Annotated in this window: 11 protein-coding genes; 3 read left to right on the top strand and 8 right to left on the bottom strand. The window is 49.0% G+C overall.

Annotated elements, in window-relative coordinates; genetic code table 11:
• Positions 1 to 21: 21 nt before the first annotated feature.
• Positions 22 to 1770, bottom strand: a complete 1749-nt coding sequence (locus NQF86_RS03320) for a fatty acyl-AMP ligase (protein WP_266116170.1) — start codon at positions 1768 to 1770, stop codon at positions 22 to 24.
• A 392-nt stretch (positions 1771 to 2162) separates the two neighbouring features.
• Here NQF86_RS03320 and alr point away from each other — a divergent pair, with 392 nt between their 5' ends.
• Positions 2163 to 3206, top strand: a complete 1044-nt coding sequence (gene alr / locus NQF86_RS03315; RefSeq protein WP_266116168.1) for an alanine racemase — start codon at positions 2163 to 2165, stop codon at positions 3204 to 3206.
• Between the two features lie 526 nt (positions 3207 to 3732).
• On the opposite strand, the gene NQF86_RS03310 is transcribed toward alr, so the two are convergent.
• The gene (locus tag NQF86_RS03310) at positions 3733 to 3876 is read right to left on the bottom strand and encodes a hypothetical protein (RefSeq protein WP_266116167.1); all 144 of its coding nucleotides are present in this window, start codon (positions 3874 to 3876) and stop codon (positions 3733 to 3735) included.
• Between the two features lie 150 nt (positions 3877 to 4026).
• Between NQF86_RS03310 and NQF86_RS03305 the strand changes: the two genes are divergently transcribed.
• Both NQF86_RS03305 and NQF86_RS03300 read left to right on the top strand, forming a co-directional pair.
• Positions 4027 to 5010 (top strand): hypothetical protein, encoded by a 984-nt coding sequence (locus NQF86_RS03305; RefSeq protein WP_266116166.1) that lies wholly within the window; start codon positions 4027 to 4029, stop codon positions 5008 to 5010.
• 1002 nt (positions 5011 to 6012) lie between these two features.
• The gene (locus NQF86_RS03300; protein ID WP_266116165.1) at positions 6013 to 7398 is read left to right on the top strand and encodes a peptide MFS transporter; all 1386 of its coding nucleotides are present in this window, start codon (positions 6013 to 6015) and stop codon (positions 7396 to 7398) included.
• A 10-nt stretch (positions 7399 to 7408) separates the two neighbouring features.
• Here NQF86_RS03300 and NQF86_RS03295 read toward each other — a convergent pair whose 3' ends face one another.
• The 6 genes from NQF86_RS03295 to recF all read right to left on the bottom strand — a co-directional run bounded on the left by NQF86_RS03295 (position 7409) and on the right by recF (position 17908).
• Positions 7409 to 9994: a cation:proton antiporter gene (locus NQF86_RS03295; RefSeq protein ID WP_266116164.1), complete on the bottom strand. Its 2586-nt coding sequence runs from the start codon at positions 9992 to 9994 to the stop codon at positions 7409 to 7411.
• Positions 9995 to 10156: 162 nt separating this feature from the next.
• A complete protein-coding gene (glmS, locus tag NQF86_RS03290; protein ID WP_266116163.1) occupies positions 10157 to 11980 on the bottom strand; it encodes a glutamine--fructose-6-phosphate transaminase (isomerizing) in 1824 nt (607 codons plus the stop codon).
• Positions 11980 to 13305 (bottom strand): bifunctional UDP-N-acetylglucosamine diphosphorylase/glucosamine-1-phosphate N-acetyltransferase GlmU, encoded by a 1326-nt coding sequence (gene glmU, locus NQF86_RS03285; RefSeq protein ID WP_266116162.1) that lies wholly within the window; start codon positions 13303 to 13305, stop codon positions 11980 to 11982. The genes glmS and glmU overlap by 1 nt, the downstream gene beginning before the upstream one ends.
• 75 nt (positions 13306 to 13380) lie before the next feature.
• Complete coding sequence (locus NQF86_RS03280; RefSeq protein ID WP_266116161.1) at positions 13381 to 14253, bottom strand: DUF3108 domain-containing protein; 873 nt, start codon at positions 14251 to 14253, stop codon at positions 13381 to 13383.
• A complete protein-coding gene (gyrB, locus tag NQF86_RS03275; RefSeq protein ID WP_266116160.1) occupies positions 14243 to 16690 on the bottom strand; it encodes a DNA topoisomerase (ATP-hydrolyzing) subunit B in 2448 nt (815 codons plus the stop codon). The genes NQF86_RS03280 and gyrB overlap by 11 nt, the downstream gene beginning before the upstream one ends.
• Before the next feature lie 108 nt (positions 16691 to 16798).
• A complete protein-coding gene (gene recF / locus NQF86_RS03270; protein WP_266116159.1) occupies positions 16799 to 17908 on the bottom strand; it encodes a DNA replication/repair protein RecF in 1110 nt (369 codons plus the stop codon).
• Position 17909: the final 1 nt, after the last annotated feature.

Raw genomic sequence — 17909 nt, 5'->3', positions numbered from 1 at the left:
AGGGGATAGTCCCTTCGGCTCTTACGTAAACTCTCCGTTAAGATACATGGTCTTGGCGCGTGCACGCGTCAGCTTTCCAGAGGAGGTCTGTGGAAGGGAGCGTGGCGGGACAAGAACGACATCAACATCGATGCTATGCAAACGGCGAAAGAGGGCAACCAGATCGTTTTTCAGCTTGGTGCGTGGTTCTTCTTCAGTGAAGCGACACTGAACCAGAGCAACGACTTTTTCCCCTTCATTTTCATCAACCGAAAATACAGCAACATCGCGTGAGCGCAGAGAAGCAATTTCGTGCTCAGCAGCCCATTCAAGATCTTGCGGCCAGATGTTTCGGGCATTGATGATGATGAGGTCTTTTGCACGGCCAGTGATGACGATCTGCTGATCCAACATGTAACCGATGTCACCAGTATTCAACCATCCATCGGCGGACAGGACCTTGGCTGTTTCCTCAGGGCGGTTAAAGTAGCCGGACATCAGGCTGGGACCACGTACATAGACAGTGCCGACTTCACGTTCTTTCAGAACGCGCCCAGACGGACTACGGACCTCAATTTGATGTTCTGGCAGACATACACCGCACAGCACGAAATCACGAGCTGCTTGGGTCGTCTCATCAGCAGGGCTGGCATAGTCTTTCTGTTCCATGGCAGCAAGATCAATTGTATCTACCCGCAGACCCACATCCAATGGAGCGAAGCTGATAGCTAGCGTTGATTCTGCCATGCCGTAGCTTGCAACAAAGGCTTTGCCACTGAAACCGCACTGCTCGAATACAGTGGCAAAATTCTGGATGATGTGGGGACGAATCATATCCCCGCCAATGCCAGCAATGCGCCATGAGGAGAGGTCAAGCTCCTCTCGCACCCCACGGCGGGCACAGAGCTCATACCCAAAGGATGGGCTGTAAGACATGGTCCCTTTGTTGCGGGCGATAAGTTCCAGCCATACATGAGGGCGGCGGGCGAACTCACGTGTAGGGAGTAGGTCTACCGAGAGCTGACAGGTCATGGGAGTCAGGAAGAACCCGACAAGGCCCATATCGTGGTAGAGTGGCAACCAAGATACACAGCGATCGTCTCTTTCATCGCTGCTGGGATAGACTTGCAATCCATATTTGGCGATAGCATGCGCATTGGCCATACCGGACCTCTGCGTGACGCTGATCCCCATAGGGAAACGGGTACTGCCAGAGGAAAACTGCAGGTATGAAAGAGCATCTCCATCGATTTCAGGGAGAGGAATATCTTTTTCCTCAAGGGCCATCAATTCGGAGGGAGATCCGCCAAAGAGTAGTGGGAAGTCAGCGACAATATCAGCTGTCCACCCGCTTATGACATCCGGTATGACAACAGCACGAGCATCCGCACTGGTGATCATACCCCTTAGCGTGTTGATATAGCCTTCTTTGCCCCCAAAGGCGACCGGCAAGGGTAGGGGAGCAGGGACGAGGCCCGCATACTGACAGCCGAAGAAAATACGAGCAAAATCGCCATCACTTTCGGCAATAACAGCAACCCGGTCACCTGTTTTGAGACCTAGGCCAAGCAGGCGGCGTGCCGTAGCGTGCGCCTGTTGGCGCAGTTTGCTGTACGGGAGGGCTTCCAGTAGGGTGCCGCGCCCAGAATAGATATTGAAGCCACTCTTGCCCTGTGCCGCATAATCAAGGGCAGCGGGGAAGCTGGGGAAGTCTCCATAACGGCGTTCAATCCCTGAACGGCTGGGCGTAATGGAAAGCGTGGAATTGGGTTTCTGATTGGCCTCGGTCAAACCTGGACTAGCTCCGTTTGGACCATCGGATGAAATCCTGAGGCCCCTGCGAAATCAAAAATTCTTAACCCCTGCATATCAGGGCAAAGACTGTCCGGCAGGCGCAGGACAGCATGGCGTGCCATGCTCTCTAATACAAAACTCCCTCATGCCTCAAGCATATGTCACAAATTTCACGGACAAAATTGCAACTGGTAGGAAAAATCTTATCTTTTCTGCTGTGAGAGGCATCAGAACCCCCTGAAAGAATAAGACAAATGGCAAAAAATTTATTGTTAAATAACAATTTCCCATGAAGATCTTTTCTGTAAGATTGGTTAGGTAATTCGGTAGAGCAACAATATGAAGGATCTGGCGTGACGCAATCCTGCAAGCAGACAAGTGCGCGCCTAATGGTGGATCTGTCCGCCATTCGGAAGAACCATGCTTATCTGGCAGAATATGCTGCGAAGGCAGAGTGCGCTGCTGTTATAAAAGCGGATGCTTATGGGGTGGGCATGCGGGAGGTCGCTTCATGCCTTGCAGATACTGTTCAGACCTTTTTCGTGGCACACCCGGAAGAAGGGCGTCAGCTCAGGAGTTATTGCCCTGAGAAGCGGATTTTTGTCCTTCATGGTTTCCTGCCACACCAGCCGGACTTTATGGTGAAGTATGGGTTGATTCCAGTACTCAATAGTCTTGGACAGGTTCGACAGTGGCGGGATTTTTGTCAAAAGGCGGGAAGGGAGCATCCGGCGGCTCTGCAGTTTGATACTGGGATGTCTCGTTTTGGCATTTCATGGGAAGATATGAGGGATGAGGCTGTTAAAGAGCTGAAGCCTGTCTTGGTGATGAGTCATCTAGCTTGTGCTGACCAGCCCGAGGATCGTGCTAACGAAGAACAGTTGGCATGTTTTTTGAAAATGAGCGCTGCTTTCCCCGGTGTTCCACGGTCTTTGGCGGCATCTTCTGGGATTTTTCTGGGAGAGGCTTATCACTTTGAAATGGTTCGTCCCGGGATAGCTCTTTACGGTCTTGCTCCTCAGGAAGGTGAAAAAGAACGTCTCATTTCGGCCATAGGTCTGGAAGCACAGATTCTACAAATTCGACAGATAAGAGAGGGGACGCGTATTGGCTATGGATTAACTTACAAAGCTGAGGGGGCCATGCGCGTGGCAACTGTTGGTATTGGTTATGCTGATGGTGTGTTTCGATCATTTTCGCGAGGCGGTGCTTTGTGGAAGGGGAAGGAATGTTTGCCGGTGTTAGGGCGTATTTCTATGGATAGTCTTTCGGTGGATGTGACGGGAACAGAGCTGGAGGAAGGTGATTGGGTGACAGTTATTGGACAGGAACAAAGTTTTGCTGAGATTGCCAGACAAGCTGGCACGATTGGTTATGAGGTATTGACTGCATTAGGTGGTAGATTTGAACGTTTTTATCGAGAGGTAGGATAGGAAGGGTTAGGATGGTCTTATATAAATAAAGTTGGCATAATTAATAGGGTTTTTAAATTTTTAAAAACAAGCATACATTGAAATGAGGAAGGGTCAATTTGGCAATGTAACCTGAATGGATGGCTGGGAATGAATTTTTTAGTATATATGAGTTTACATAATATATATTATGCGACTTTCCAGTGAGTCCACATCAACACAAGGCCCACCAGTCAGAACCGCATATCTGAACTGAAGCTGACCATTGCCCACAATGTCGAGAACTTTACGAACCTCACCATCGCCACATTTACCCTCGTGCAGATCATACTGCTCATGAAGGATTAACGGAGCTCGTGTACTGTCCTAGCCTCCCCCGCTGCATATTTATGAGCTTTTAGAGAAAGATGATTGAAGCTAATCGACTCACAATCTTTTTTGTTCACTGGCTGGCCGTATTTAAAATTAAACCCAACCAAGGGCTTCTGTAAGTGGCCCTTATAATCATCTAGAAAAGCAGCATCAGGAACAGAAACCAGCCGAACCTTCACAGCTTATCCAGAGCCTTGAACATCTCATCAGAACTGGAATAACGCTGCCCCTCACCCCGATTGAGACGTGTGATGGCCTCTAGTGTCTTCTGGTTGGGGCGCAAACCGTCTTCCTTATGGGCGGTCTTTGCAATCTTCATATGAGCCATTGTCTTAATCCTAGAGCGACCTTCTTGTATGAGGCTAAATTAAAAAAGTGTGAAAATTGGAAAATGAACCGTTACCGTATAGACAGAGCGACAGAACACTCTCCATTATAAACCTGTTTTCTTGGTGTGGAGGTTAGAAAAATGGCTATTGAATATTTTGGTGGAGCCTTAGTTGAAGGTCTGGGTGGGGCACTGTATGAGGGTGCCAGTTCTGTCGTTGATTATCTGATTGAAAGACGTAATGTAAAACATCTGAATAAAGCTGTTGCTGATGCCTACAGAGAAGGACTGCAAGTTGCCTCTGATGAGTGGAAAAAAGTTCTCGTCAAGGAAGTTGAACGCCGTAACAGTTATTCTGACACCATTATGCTCAAAGACCGTCAAATTGATGAATCTGATGCCAAATGCGCTCGTCTGGAACGTGAACTGATTCTGGAAAAGCGTGAAAAGATTATTCATGACTGTCAGCGTTTTGGCTATATGCGTGTCATTGGTATGCTGAAAGCGTTTATTGACTTTCAGGAAACACAAGAGGACACCTTTGGTCGTAAATTAAACATGGCTTATTATTATCATTCAAATGGTGCTGTTGTGCCAGTTTATGAACATCGTTCAGGTGTCCGTCTTAAAAAAACTGATCTTCCTGATATTGATGACATGCTGCATAAGAGGTTCTATGAGGAGGAGCCTAAGTTCATAGAACCGGTAGATGGCTATATTTATCTGTCAGTGTATGAAGAAATGTTCCTGAGAGGGTTCTGGAATAGAGCCTCTTTATTGTGGAATGAAGCAGTTGAGAGAAATGATGAACTGGCTATGAAAGCGATGGTCTCTATAAGCAGTCTTAGAGAACAGACTTTCAAGCAGATTTATAATGATGCGGTTGACCTTGATCGTGAAGAAAAAGAAGGTCGCAAAAGTGTCATGGAAAAATATCGTCCTAGATGGGGTGAAGTTTTTGATCACACGCAGGACTATATCAAGAAAAATGGGATCGCAAAAAATGATTGGTTGGCAAAGGAAGAAAAATTTTATTGGTATATGGATAAGGTAAGAAAAGACTTTGATAAAGAATGTGAAGACTTTAAAAAAAAGACGGGCAAATCAAAAATGTGGTTTGTCTGATTAACAGAACATCGCAGAATTGTTGGGCAGTCCAATCTTCTGACAGTTTTGCGGTGAATTAGTAATGAGATAGGGTCAATATTATTAAAATGGCTCTATCTCATCATACGATTTAATTATTGCATCAATTTCTTCTTCGTGTTCTTTCTGTAATACAATAATATATTCAATTAATTCATCTCGTGTCATTGCGTTTAAATCTTTTTCCATAAGTCACCTATATAAAGTATAGAGACCCTTTTCTTTGATTACTCCCCTGCCCCGCATCAACTTAGCCAGACAGAAACATGCCCAGAAAGGCCCGTATATGCGTTTATGGCTGTATGCTGGTTCCTTCTCATACGGACACGCCCTTGCGGCTGGACGAATGATGAACCCCTGCCCGGTTAAGAAAGCGTGTGCCGTAAGGCCGATAGAACGCTGCCTTAACCGATGATAGGCGGAATAGACATGCACAGGTAAACCCGTCAGAATATCAGTCTGGAACGTCAAAAGCGGTCATATGATGGGCAAAGAATCTCCATTCGTTGGACTGCTTTTTGTGATATTCTGGCGTCATTCAGGCAATCTTGGGAGATAGTCATGAAAACCTTAAATATTGACGAGAAAATAAGGCACTAATCTAATAATGACATAATAAAGAACGAACTGATAGAGCGTGGAAAAATCGCCTCTTATGTAGTCGTTGCAGAAAAAGGAAGACGATTTATTGAAAAGAAATACCTTAGAAACAGGAAAATTAGCACAGAACGAACCGAGATCAGATGAAAACTCTCTATGTCTTCTCTGGTCTCAGTAATTCATGAAAAGCATACTGGTAGAACAGACAGACTGCCAATGGACTGGATGTAGTGGCAAGCACCTTAAAGATGGTTGTATGATAGATAAAAAGGCCTACATGGATGACATTTTTCAGATGATCTGATTAAAAGAATTGTCACTCATATAATGCGGTATTTTTTAAGCTGTAAACTCCCCATCCGTCATAGATAATAGACCTCCATGCCACATACCCAGCCTCCCCCTGCTCTTGTTCATCAATCTCTCGCATTAGAAAATAGCTGGGGCCATCCCAAAGGCTTATGGGTTTTATTTTGGACAGAAGGCTGGCTGTCCTTTGCTCAATATGGGATGCTCTCCGTACTGGTGGTCTATCTGAAAGACATGCTCCAGCATCCAGAGCGAGCAGCAAAGGTCGTAGGTCTTCCTTCTTTGCTTGGCATCAACCACGCCTTATATGCGCCGAAAGGGTTGGATGCCACGGCAGGTAGTCTTTCCGGTCTCATTATGGCGGTTATTTTTGCGGCGCCTTTTCTGGGGAGTTTCATTGCCGACCGTGGGTTAGGGCGGACACGTTCTGGCGTCATTGGTATCAGTCTGCTGACGCTTAGTTTTTGCCTTATGGCGATAGAAGCCTGTTTTGTTCTGGCTTTATGGCTGTTTCTATTTGGTGTTGGTTTTTCAGGGAGCCTTAAGGCACAGGTTGGTGCGCTCTATCATCTGGAAGATCGTCGTCGGTCGGATGCCTATCAGATTTATAGCCAGAGTATTCAGATCATGGCCATTATCTCCCCCCTGCTCTGTGCTTTCCTAGGTACGATTGCATGGCGTTGGGCCTTCATCACAACAGTCTGTGCCATGATGATGGGACTGGGAGGTTATATCATAGGGCGCCGGTACCTTCCGGTAGAACGTCCTTTCCATACCGTTGATAGTAACACCCAACAGACAGGCTGCTCCAGAGTGGAGAAACAGCGCATCCTTTTCCTGCTCTGGCTTGTTGTCGTGTTTGCGCTTGGTGTTCTGCCTAATCAGGAGATCATGGATGGTTATCTTCTTTGGGGCGGAGAACATTACCGGCTGACGGTGCTTGGTATTACCTGCCCAGTTAGCACGCTCGTATCGCTGGATAGCGTCATAAGCATGATTACGGGCTTTCTCGTGCTCTGGTTCTGGCGTTGGTACGATGGTCGTTATGGCACTGTGCATGATATGACCAAAATCATCATTGGGAGTGCCATTGCCACATCCGGTCCGCTTTTTCTGGCCGCCGGAGAGTATGTCTGCCCGGAACCTCATCAGGTAAGCTTATGGTGGGGCGTGGCCTTCCATACCGTCAATGATATTGGCTGCGGGATGACATTCCCGATTGGTATGGCTCTTTTCTCCCGTTATGCCCCAGAGCGACATAATACGACACTAATCTCCTGCTTTACGCTCCATATTTTTCTGGGAAATCTGATGGTTGGCAAATTGGCAGGAATGCTGCACCAGATTCCCGATATTCTGTTTTGGGGGCTTCATTCTGGTGCAGCTCTGCTTTCCACCATTCTACTGCTTGCTTCAAGCCGTATGGCTAGCCGACTTTTCTCCACCGCCCCCGCTTAGAAGCAGGAAATTAGCGTTTCTCTATGAATGGCGAGATGATGAACCCGGCTTCATGAGCTGGTGAGATGGTGTTGCCATCTCGTGTTACAACGACACTTGCCTCCAATGAGCCTTTCAAGCGCATGTCATGACGTTTCATGATCTGACGTTTCACGATGGGGAAACGCTTCAACAGCCTGTCAAAATCTGCTCTTGGAATAGCCAGCATGTGGGAAAACTGTAGTGAGCGTACGGTATTCTGTGCACGCAATCCCTGAATGTGGCTATTGGCTCCAATCAGGTCCCCTGCCCCTAGCATGACTTCATGCTCGTCTGCACTGGTTGTATTTTCAACCAGACCGGCAACCTGAGCATAAATTGTATGAATACGCTCACCTTTGCGGATCAGCACCTCACCGGGTGAAAGAAAACAGATGAAAACCCGCCCAGCCAGATCATGCAGCGCTCCATCTGGCACGCCATTAAAGGCAGGGAAAGAACGAAGGCGCTGCTCAATCCCGCTACGCAGGTTAAAGCGAAGCGGTGTATCCAGTCGGTTTCTCTGCCGTTCAATGGAGCGATGCAGTTCACGATGTAGCTCCTGTGAGATGAGATTATCCTTAGCCAGAGTGGCATATTCCTCATCTTCCAGACGAAGGGCAATCTGGCGCAGCAGGCGGCTTTCCAGCGCTTCCGAATATCCTGAGTAATGCAGCCTCAGGGTAGCTAAGGCATCATCCAAAAGTTTGCGCTGACGTCCCAAAACTTCAGAAACGATTTCTGTAATACGCAGTCCCAGAGTGGGCTCCATACGTTCCCGTACAAAGCGGATCAGAGACGTAGATACTAGATGAGAAATAATAAGCGTCTCAAAGCGTTCCATCATGCAGACTGTGAGAGGACGGTCTATATGCAAGCGCTTATGCAACATCTGTGCAAAGCGGAGGCGCCATGAGGGTTGGAGGCTCTTACGGCGTGTCTTTGCATAGCCGTAGCGTCCCTCCAGCTGGGTTGCATCCACAATAGCTTCTGTTGCCCGCAGGAGTGTCTCAATAACACGTCTGCTTGAAAGGCCCTGAACACGGAACAGGTCCAGCAGCAAAGAACGCTCCTGGTTGGCGATGGTTAGAAGCGCCATGTTGACACGGTCTTTATCTGTCAGGGCTGTCTCAAAGCTGTTGCTGGCTTTCTCTTTTTCAGCCCTTTGCTCCAATCGGCTGATGACCCCACCCCGTGTACGAGTGCCAAAACTGAGTTCATCGGACACGTGAGCAACACGCTGAGCCACATGACTAAGGCCGATACCGATAATCTGGTTTCGTAGAGCTTCATCAATGGGAGACAGCTTATCCAGCTTTAAGAATAGCACGAGAGAACGTAGTGTTGTTCCATTAATGAGCAGCGTAACCAGTACGAACCCCGTAGCAACAATACCTACGAAATGTGTGATGGAATCATTGATATGCGGATTTTCATTCACAGCTAGTGCTAGTGCCAACGTAATGGCGCCGCGCAGCCCCCCCCATGCCATGGTCGTTTTAAACCGTGTTGGCACGGGCGGTGATAGACGGGTCACGATTAGAATGGGCAGGAGCCCAAAAATGACGGCTGCTCTAGCAAAAAGGCCTGCCAAGCTGGCAATGAGAATCAGAAGTAGATCCCAGCGGGTAATACCGATCATCATGCGGGGAACGAGCATGGCTGCCAGCATGAAAACGAGTGTACTAGCCCAGAACTCAATCTGCTCCCAAAGCTCCCGAAGGAAGCGCCATGTCTGAGGACGGAACGTGGATGGACCGAAAGCGGATATCGTCAAACCAGCGGAAGCCGTTGCAACAACCCCGGAAAAGCCCAGAATGTCATCACAAAGAATATAGACCCCATAAGGCAGAACAAGGGATAGGGTAATTTCTGCTGCAGGATAACCACTGATGGCCGTAATCATGAAAAGGGCCAGCCGGGCCACGGCCACACCGATAATGACGGCTCCGGCAAAATTAGTTAGGAAGTCGATGCAGGCTTCACTGAAACTGATTTGATGATGAGCGGTAATTGCTGCTACCAGAATGGTGAAAATGGCAATGGCAGCGGCATCATTCAGCAGGGCCTCCCCTTCCACCAGACGGCTGAGCCGTGCCGCTGCACCAATTTCCCGGAAGATACTGGCCACAGCTGAAGGGTCAGTCGTGGCCACGATGGCCCCAAGAAGCAGGCAGGCTACAAGGCTCTGTTGGGCAAAGGGATAAAGGGCAAACCCGATAGTTGCCGTGGATACGATGACGGCTACGATCGCCAACAAGAGAACCGTTGCAATCTCATGCGTCAGACTTCTGACATTAATTCCCATTGCCCCCTGAAATACAAGGAGAGGCAGGAATATGAGAAGAAACCCCTCACTATTAATTGGAAAGGATAATAAGGCCCCTGCTGGTCCTTCAAGAAGGTCCAGTCCCATGGAATTGTTTATGAGAGACGAAATGCTTCCCAGCGCAATACCCAGAAGGGCGATGATGACCGTTTCAGGTAGGTTGATTTTCTTGGCCAGCGGCGGAATGAAACTGATAAGAAAAAGGAGAAAAACAAGGGTCAGCAAAACAGCAGCAAGCCCTATCTCCATCTGGTATTTCCCTTCCTGTCATCCGCATTGTAGCTTCTGGAGACTACGCATAAAACAGACCGCAAGCAAGCCTCCTGCGGTCAGGCAGCAGGGCCTTCCATAGGAAAGCCCTGCCATTATTCTGTAAAAACAGACAGATTATTCCCTGTTACGGGAATATGTTCATTCTACGGTAACAGATTTGGCCAGATTACGAGGCTGATCCACATCTGTTCCCTTAAGAAGGGCGACCTCATAAGCTAGAATCTGAACAGGTATGGCGTATAGGATAGGCGTTGCAAATGCATTGACATCAGGCAGCACGATGACGTGTTCAGCAACGTCTTTAAGCCGTTCTGTCCCCTTGGCATCCGTAAAGACGAGAATCCGTCCCCCACGGGCACGGGCCTCCTGAAGGTTGGAGAGTGTCTTGTCAAAAAGGATGGTAGAGGGTGCAATGGCCACCACAGGCACGCTTTGATCAATCAAACTGATAGGACCATGTTTCAGCTCACCTGCTGCATAAGCCTCAGCATGGATATAGCTGATTTCTTTAAGCTTCAGAGCACCTTCCTGTGCAACTGGCATACATATGCCACGACCAAGATAAAGAACATCACGAGCTTGGGCGATAACACGTGCCATAGTGCGTATCTGCTCAAAAAGATTAAGGACTTCCAGTGCATGAGACGGCAGGTCTAACAAGCTGTCAGTCAGCTCACGCTCTTTCTGTTCATCAATGAGATTCCGCTTACGAGCGAAGTCAATCGTCAGAGCAGCAAGGACGGATAGCTGAGCTGTGAAAGCTTTAGTGGAGGCTACGGAAATCTCAGGCCCTGCGACCATCCCCAAAACGAGGTCACTTTCCCGCCCCATGGTAGAGTGTTCTACATTAAGAACAGAGACGATACTCTGCCCTGCGGCTTTGAGTTCTCGCAGAACACCGAGCGTATCCGCTGTTTCACCTGACTGCGAAATAAGTAGAGCAAGGCCACGATCTGGCTGCGGTGGCTGCCGGTAACGTAATTCCGAAGCAACATCAATATCAACAGGAAGACGGGCTAATTCTTCCAGCCAGTAACGCCCAACCATACCGGCATAAAAAGCAGAACCACAGGCCGTAATTGTAGCACGGGACAGGTTAGCTACATCAAACGGCATCTCAGGCAGTACAATGCGGCGGGTTACAGGGTCTATGATCCGCTGTAATGTCTGACCAATGGCGACAGGGTGCTCATGAAGTTCTTTCTCCATGAAATGACGATATCCGTCTTTCCCAATCTGCCCCGTTGAAAGAGATGTTGTCTGCACTGGCCTGTTAACCGCATTGCCGGTTGCATCAAAAATTTCAACTTGTTCTCGTGTTAAGACGCACCAGTCGCCATCTTCAAGGTAGGTAATACGGTTAGAGAGCGGTGCCAGAGCCAGACTATCTGACCCAAGAAACATTTCGCCATTACCGTACCCGACTGCCAGCGGCGCACCATGACGGGCACCAATAAGCAGATTGTCATGCCCTTCAAAGATCATGGCAATGGCGTAAGCACCTCTTAACTGCCGGATGGTTGCAAAAGCAGCTTCTTTAGGGGGCATCCCTTGCTGAATATGCTCATCCAAAAGGTGGGCTACTACCTCAGAGTCTGTCTCGGTCTCAAAGAAGCGCCCCTTTGCCTCCAAAAGACTTTTTAATTCAGAAAAGTTCTCGATGATCCCATTATGGACAATCGCTACCTGCCCCGCCTGATGCGGATGGGCATTGCCAGTTGTGGGAGCTCCATGAGTGGCCCATCTTGTATGGCCTATAGCTGTCGTGCCAGTAAGTGGAGTTTCTTCCAGGGCATGTTTCAGATTATCAAGCTTACCAGCGGCTCGACAGCGTGAAAGTTGGCCATGATTTACGGTAGCAATGCCAGAAGAATCATAACCACGATATTCCAGACGCCGTAGCCCCTCGAATACAATCGGAGTAGCAGGCTGATACCCGACAACGCCACAAATACCACACATCAGCCTTGCTCCTTTTTCTGTCGCAATGTTTCCTGAAGGGTTCGCCCCTTACCATCCTTGTTTGTCTGTCGTGCCCGCCCAAATGCTAAGGCGCCAGAAGGAACATCATTAGTGATGACACTTCCTGCTGCCGTCATGGCCTCATCGTCTATTTTAACAGGGGCCACCATGACACTATTCGACCCTATAAAACAGCGTTCCCCTATGACAGTCTTGTGTTTAAACACGCCGTCATAATTGCATGTGATGCTGCCTGCGCCAATATTGCTACCAGCACCGATCTCACTATCCCCCAGGTAAGTGAGATGATTGGCTTTCCCACCTTTGCCAAGGTTGGTATTTTTTAGTTCTACGAAATTACCAACATGACTATTTTCATGGCAGACTGTTCCATGTCGTAGACGGGCGTAAGGACCAACCATTGCTCCTGGTTTTACGGTGCATCCTTCAAGGTGAGAAAAGGCACGGATTGTGCATCCTTCCTCCAGAACAACGCCTGGACCGATAAACACATTAGGTTCGATTATAACATCCTGTGCAAGGATAGTATCAGAGCTAAGGAAAATGCTTGAGGGGTCAACCAAAGTTACCCCCTGCTCCATAGCTTGTCGCCGTAATCTCTGCTGTAATCTCAGTTCTGCCTGAGCTAACTCGGCACGGGAATTGACGCCTGCCAGTTCATCTTCTGTGCCTTCAACATACGTGACTGATCCTTGTTGAGCAGCCAAAGCCACTACATCCGTTAGATAATATTCATTTTGTGCGTTGTTGAGCTTAATATCTGCCAGCCATTTTTTAAAATGTTGAACATCAGCACACATCATACCCGCATTGCATAGAGAAATTTTTCTCTCATCTTCTGAGGCATCTTTATATTCAACGATCCGTTTAACGTGACCATTATCTCCCGTAACAATCCTGCCATATTGGCCCGGATCACGAGGTTTCATACCTAAGAGAGAAAGCTCGTTATCACTCTGTGATGCAAGCAGCTCTCGCATGGTGGATGCTGTTAAAAGAGGATTATCTGCATAAAGGATAATGGCTTTTCCTGCATCCAGTATATCCAACCCCGTTTTAGCTGCATGTCCGGTCCCAAGACGTTCAGTTTGGATCACCGTTTTATGTGGTGCGACCAGTCTGGCCAGTTCATCCATATCTGGTCCAATGACCACCACGATACGATCCACAACCCTTTGAGCTGTCTTGATAAGATGACAGATCATCGGCTGGTTTCCCAGACGCTGCATGGCTTTGGGATGGCGGGATTTCATACGTGTCCCCATACCGGCGGCCAGAATTACGGCTGTGGTCGTAGAACTCATAAGTCATGCCTCCTGAAGCCTATTATAGGCCATGGGAAAGTAAAAACTGGGATGCCCCATCAGGGGGCAATGACATTAATGTACCTGATTGCCGTGTGATATGGTGGAAAATTGTGGTGCTGTCTGGAGCACAACAAGGATCAGACCCATTTTGTAATGATTGAACTCAATACGTACGGGTAATAGTCCGGCTTTTTCATCATGCGCAAACCAGACCGTACCCGGATGAGGAGCAGACTGTGCCGCCTTGAAAGGGGAGCCAATCGAGAAGCCCCCTATCTGCCGACCAGTAAAGTCGCAGCGTTGGGCTTCGCCCTTGAAGAACGGATTATGGTCCTTGGGCATAGATGTTTTGTCTGGACCGTGCATATCCAGATAGGAAAGATGAACCCCATCAAAGATAGGTTTTCCGAAGGTGCAATTCTGTTTGACCTGCATACGGTGCGTCAGAGCAACAAGGTAACTTAGCATGTCAACAGCTTGCTTCAGCTCTGTTTCCGGCAATGGTTCCCGTTTTTTCTCCGGTGGGAAAAGAACAGTTACATGTGGCCCAGAGAGGTCAAAGTCTATATGAGCCTTGCGCTCCTCCCCACGGGAAAACCCCTTATTACTGAAGGAAACAGGGGTAATCTCAGCACCATTGAAACGCCCTTGGGCACTGCTCATCAAATTGAGTGTCAGAAACCAACTTGCCAGCCCAGCGGTATAAAGGTGGCTTTCTATGCCATATCCCCAAGGCTGCATGACGTAGTCTACATCGGCGTTCAGTGCATGATAGCCGTGGACAAACACGCTGTAATGCAGATGCGTATTTTGGTCAGTAGCTTTCTGTTCCGCTCCAGCCGCCTGAGCCTCGGCCTGCCCGAAAAGAAAGGAAATGGCCATCGTCAATCCTGCAAAACGGCGCAAGACAGGACGATGGGACAGAAAAGACAGGTCAAACGTCAAGATTGGCAACCTTCAATGCGTTATCAACGATAAACTCACGACGGGGTTCTACAACATCCCCCATCAGGGTGGAAAAGACCTGTCCTGCTTCTTCTACATCACCGATCTGAACCTGCAGTAGAGTGCGTGTGGCAGGATCAAGCGTGGTATGCCAGAGCTGCTCATCGTTCATTTCTCCCAGCCCTTTGAAGCGGTTGATTGCCAGCCCCCGCCGTCCTTGAGCAAGTATCTGCTCCATCATCATGCCAGGGCCAGAGAACTCATATTCTTTCTGGTCCAGCCTCAATGTTACGGGTTTGCGGAAGAAGGTTGCCAGCCAGTCAGTTTGGGCCTGCAAGCGCCGGGCTTCACTGGAGCGTAGAAGTGTTGTTTCGAATGTATGGCGTTCTCCAACGCCACGAAGGAAACGGCGGCATGTGACACTTTGCTTATCAGCCTCTGCCTGCCAGCCTCGTTCATTTTCAGGCGAGGCAGCATCAAGACGCTTCACGAAATCATCCAATGCATTTTCCCGGATATTCGCTTCAGTATTGATGATCCCACTGATGGCGGCCTGCTCCATAACCCAGAGTGGAATACGGGCAGATAGAGCTCTCATATCCTGAGCAATTTTACTGAAGCGATCGATGACATCACGCAGGGCCGCTCCTTCCATGACCTGCCCATCATGGCATGTCATAGATGCATTATGCAGCGCTTTATCCAGTAGGTACGTATCGAGAGCCGGTTCATCCTTCAGATAACGCTCCTCCTGTCCACGTTTAGCCCGGAACAGTGGAGGCTGAGCGATATAAAGATGGCCATTCTCAATAAGCTGCGGCATCTGCCGGAAGAAGAAAGTCAACAGCAATGTCCGGATATGGGAACCATCCACATCAGCATCTGTCATGATGACAATTTTGTGGTAGCGGAGCTTATCAATATTGAAGCCCCCCTGCTCTGCCGGTCCGTGGCCAATGCCTGTCCCAAGAGCCGTAATAAGAGTTCCAATTTCAGCGGACCCTAGCATACGGTCAAAACGAGCACGTTCAATATTGAGGATCTTACCTCGTAGCGGCAGGATTGCCTGAAAACGCCGATCACGGCCCTGTTTGGCTGTGCCACCAGCAGAGTCACCCTCTACAATGAACAGCTCTGCACCTTCCGGGTTACGCTCCTGACAGTCTGCCAGCTTCCCTGGTAGAGAAGAAACATCCAGGACACCTTTCCGGCGTGTCAGTTCACGAGCACGGCGGGCAGCTTCGCGTGCGCTGGCTGCATCAGCAATTTTTGCAATGATGATCCGAGCTTCTTTAGGATGCGTCTCAAACCAGTGGCTAATCATATCCGCCGCTATGGTGTGCACCACGGGTTGAACTTCGGAAGAAACCAGCTTGTCTTTTGTCTGGGAAGAAAATTTCGGATCGGGGACTTTAACGGATAGGACAGCGGAGAGTCCTTCCCGCATATCCTCACCTGTAAGGTTGTTTGTTTCTTTCCGGCCGCCTAACTGACTAGCATATTTACCAACAGCACGTGTCAGCGCCTGTCTAAAGCCAGCGAGATGGGTTCCACCATCACGCTGTGGAATATTATTGGTGAAGCACAGCATGGTCTCATGAAAGCTATCATTCCAGCAAAGAGCAAACTCTACCCGAATGCCAGATGTTTCATCTTCCAGCTCACCAGTAATTGGTGGATCAATCAGGGCTGTTTTGGAGCTATTGAGCCATTTTACAAAAGCAGATAGCCCACCATCATAATGGAAGGTAACTTCTTTTGGCTCGCTGTGGCGTTCATCACGAAGAATAATCTTCATGCCAGAGTTCAGGAAAGCCAGCTCCCTGACCCGCCTTTCCAGCACACTGAAATCAAACTCGGTTTTGGAAAAGGTTTCAGAGCTGGGTTTGAACGTAACTTCCGTCCCGTTTTCCTCGTCTGACTCGCCTACAACCTCAAGTGGGGCCAGCCGTTCGCCATGACGGAAATGGATGACGTGTTCTTTCCCTTGACGCCAGATACGGACATCCATGGTTTCTGAAAGAGCGTTGACTACGGCGGCCCCAACACCATGCAGCCCGCCAGAAACCTTATAGGAATTCTGGTTAAATTTGCCACCAGCATGAAGTTTTGTCAGCACGACCTCAGCCGCGCTGATGCCTTCTTCCTCGTGCATATCCGTTGGGATGCCGCGCCCGTTGTCGCGTACGGTAACGGAACCATCACCATTGAGGGTTAAAATGCAGTAGGATGCGAAACCTGCCTGAACCTCATCAACGGCATTGTCGATGATTTCAAAAACCATGTGATGTAGGCCAGAGCCGTCATCTGTATCACCGATATACATGCCCGGCCGTTTACGGACAGCATCCAAACCCCGCAGAACCGAGATGGAGGAGGCGCCATATTCCTCATGATCGGAAGACTGGATTTCCGGCTGGTTATGAGATTCTGACATGCCTACGCATTACTCCGGGTACAATGACGGATATGAGAACTGAATATACTGCGTGAGGCCTGCAATGACCAGTGCTGCCCTTCCCTTATCCCTATGAATCTCCTCGTTTCAACAGGTTGAGTCAGATTGAAGCGAACCATCACGGATATGCAGAAACTCAGCCATACCTTGGAGGGGCGAAAAAAGGTCAGCTTCTGTTCCTGTCATGATGGTGGTTGTTTGCAAAGTTAAAAGGCTTTCCATCAAAATGCGGCGACATCGTTCATCAAGGTGGGTTAGCGGCTCATCCAGAAGAATGATGGGGGGAACGCCCCACGTTCTGTTGATAGCCTGCGCGTGAGACAGAATGATGCTGAGCAGCATGATCTTCTTTTGCCCACTGCTGGATTGAGTTGCATCCCTACCTGTTTCTGCATCCTGTAGGCTGATGTCAGCTTTATGTGCCCCTAGAGATGTACTTTTGCGGTTTCTATCATGGGAACGTGCCTGCTGGAGAGAATGACGGAGCCAATCTTCAACCTCAAGGGCAGGTCTCTTTTCCAGCGCTTGAGCAATGGGACAGTGAAGCTCTAGTGCAGTACCAGGGAAGGCCTTGTTCCCGAAGGGGGTTTCTTTCAGAGTCTCGATCAGATTCATGCGGCCCGCCGTTACCGCAACTGCGTGACGGCTGATGGATGTTTCCAGTGAATCGAGCCAGGCAGCTTCATGGGGCTGTTCGAGAAGGACACGATTCCGGCTCATAACAGAGCGCTCATGCGCCATGATCTGTTGGGTATGATCGGGAATAAGAGCGACTGTCAGACGATCAAGAAAGCGTCGCCGCCCTGAGGCTCCATCAAGAAACAGACGGTCCATCTGTGGGGTAAGCCAGACACAGGGATAAAGCTGAGCTACCTCACTGAGTGTCCGGGGCTTTTCTCCATCCAGAAGGAAAGTGCGCCGCCCTCTACCCTCTGTCATGCCTGTGGAAAGATGAAACTGGTGTCCATTCTTCTCAAGGTCAGCCGTCACACCCCATTGGGTACGGCCATGCCTTGGTAAAAGATGAGAAGGAGATCCGAGAAGCCCTCTCCCTGGTGCGAGCAGAGAGAGGGCCTCTAGGAGGTTGGTTTTACCGCTGCCATTCTCTCCTGTTAGCACAGAGAGTGCAGATGAAGGCCTCCAGACACAGCGTCCATAATTACGGAAATCCGTTAGAGTTAGACGCCGTAACCGCAAA

The organism is Bombella pluederhausensis (assembly GCF_026385525.1).
Taxonomy (GTDB): domain Bacteria; phylum Pseudomonadota; class Alphaproteobacteria; order Acetobacterales; family Acetobacteraceae; genus Bombella; species Bombella pluederhausensis.
The sequence above is the reverse complement of the archived record's forward strand: the minus strand, read 5'-3'. Positions and strand labels throughout refer to the sequence as shown.

Excerpts from the sequence above, each read along its gene's own strand:
- alr (WP_266116168.1), top strand. The coding sequence starts at position 2,163 with ATGGTGGATCTGTCCGCCATTCGGAAGAACCATGCTTATCTGGCAGAA.
- NQF86_RS03310 (WP_266116167.1), bottom strand. The coding sequence starts at position 3,876 with ATGAAGATTGCAAAGACCGCCCATAAGGAAGACGGTTTGCGCCCCAAC.
- NQF86_RS03305 (WP_266116166.1), top strand. The coding sequence starts at position 4,027 with ATGGCTATTGAATATTTTGGTGGAGCCTTAGTTGAAGGTCTGGGTGGG.
- NQF86_RS03300 (WP_266116165.1), top strand. The coding sequence starts at position 6,013 with ATGCCACATACCCAGCCTCCCCCTGCTCTTGTTCATCAATCTCTCGCA.
- NQF86_RS03295 (WP_266116164.1), bottom strand. The coding sequence starts at position 9,994 with ATGGAGATAGGGCTTGCTGCTGTTTTGCTGACCCTTGTTTTTCTCCTT.
- glmS (WP_266116163.1), bottom strand. The coding sequence starts at position 11,980 with ATGTGTGGTATTTGTGGCGTTGTCGGGTATCAGCCTGCTACTCCGATT.
- glmU (WP_266116162.1), bottom strand. The coding sequence starts at position 13,305 with ATGAGTTCTACGACCACAGCCGTAATTCTGGCCGCCGGTATGGGGACA.
- gyrB (WP_266116160.1), bottom strand. The coding sequence starts at position 16,690 with ATGTCAGAATCTCATAACCAGCCGGAAATCCAGTCTTCCGATCATGAG.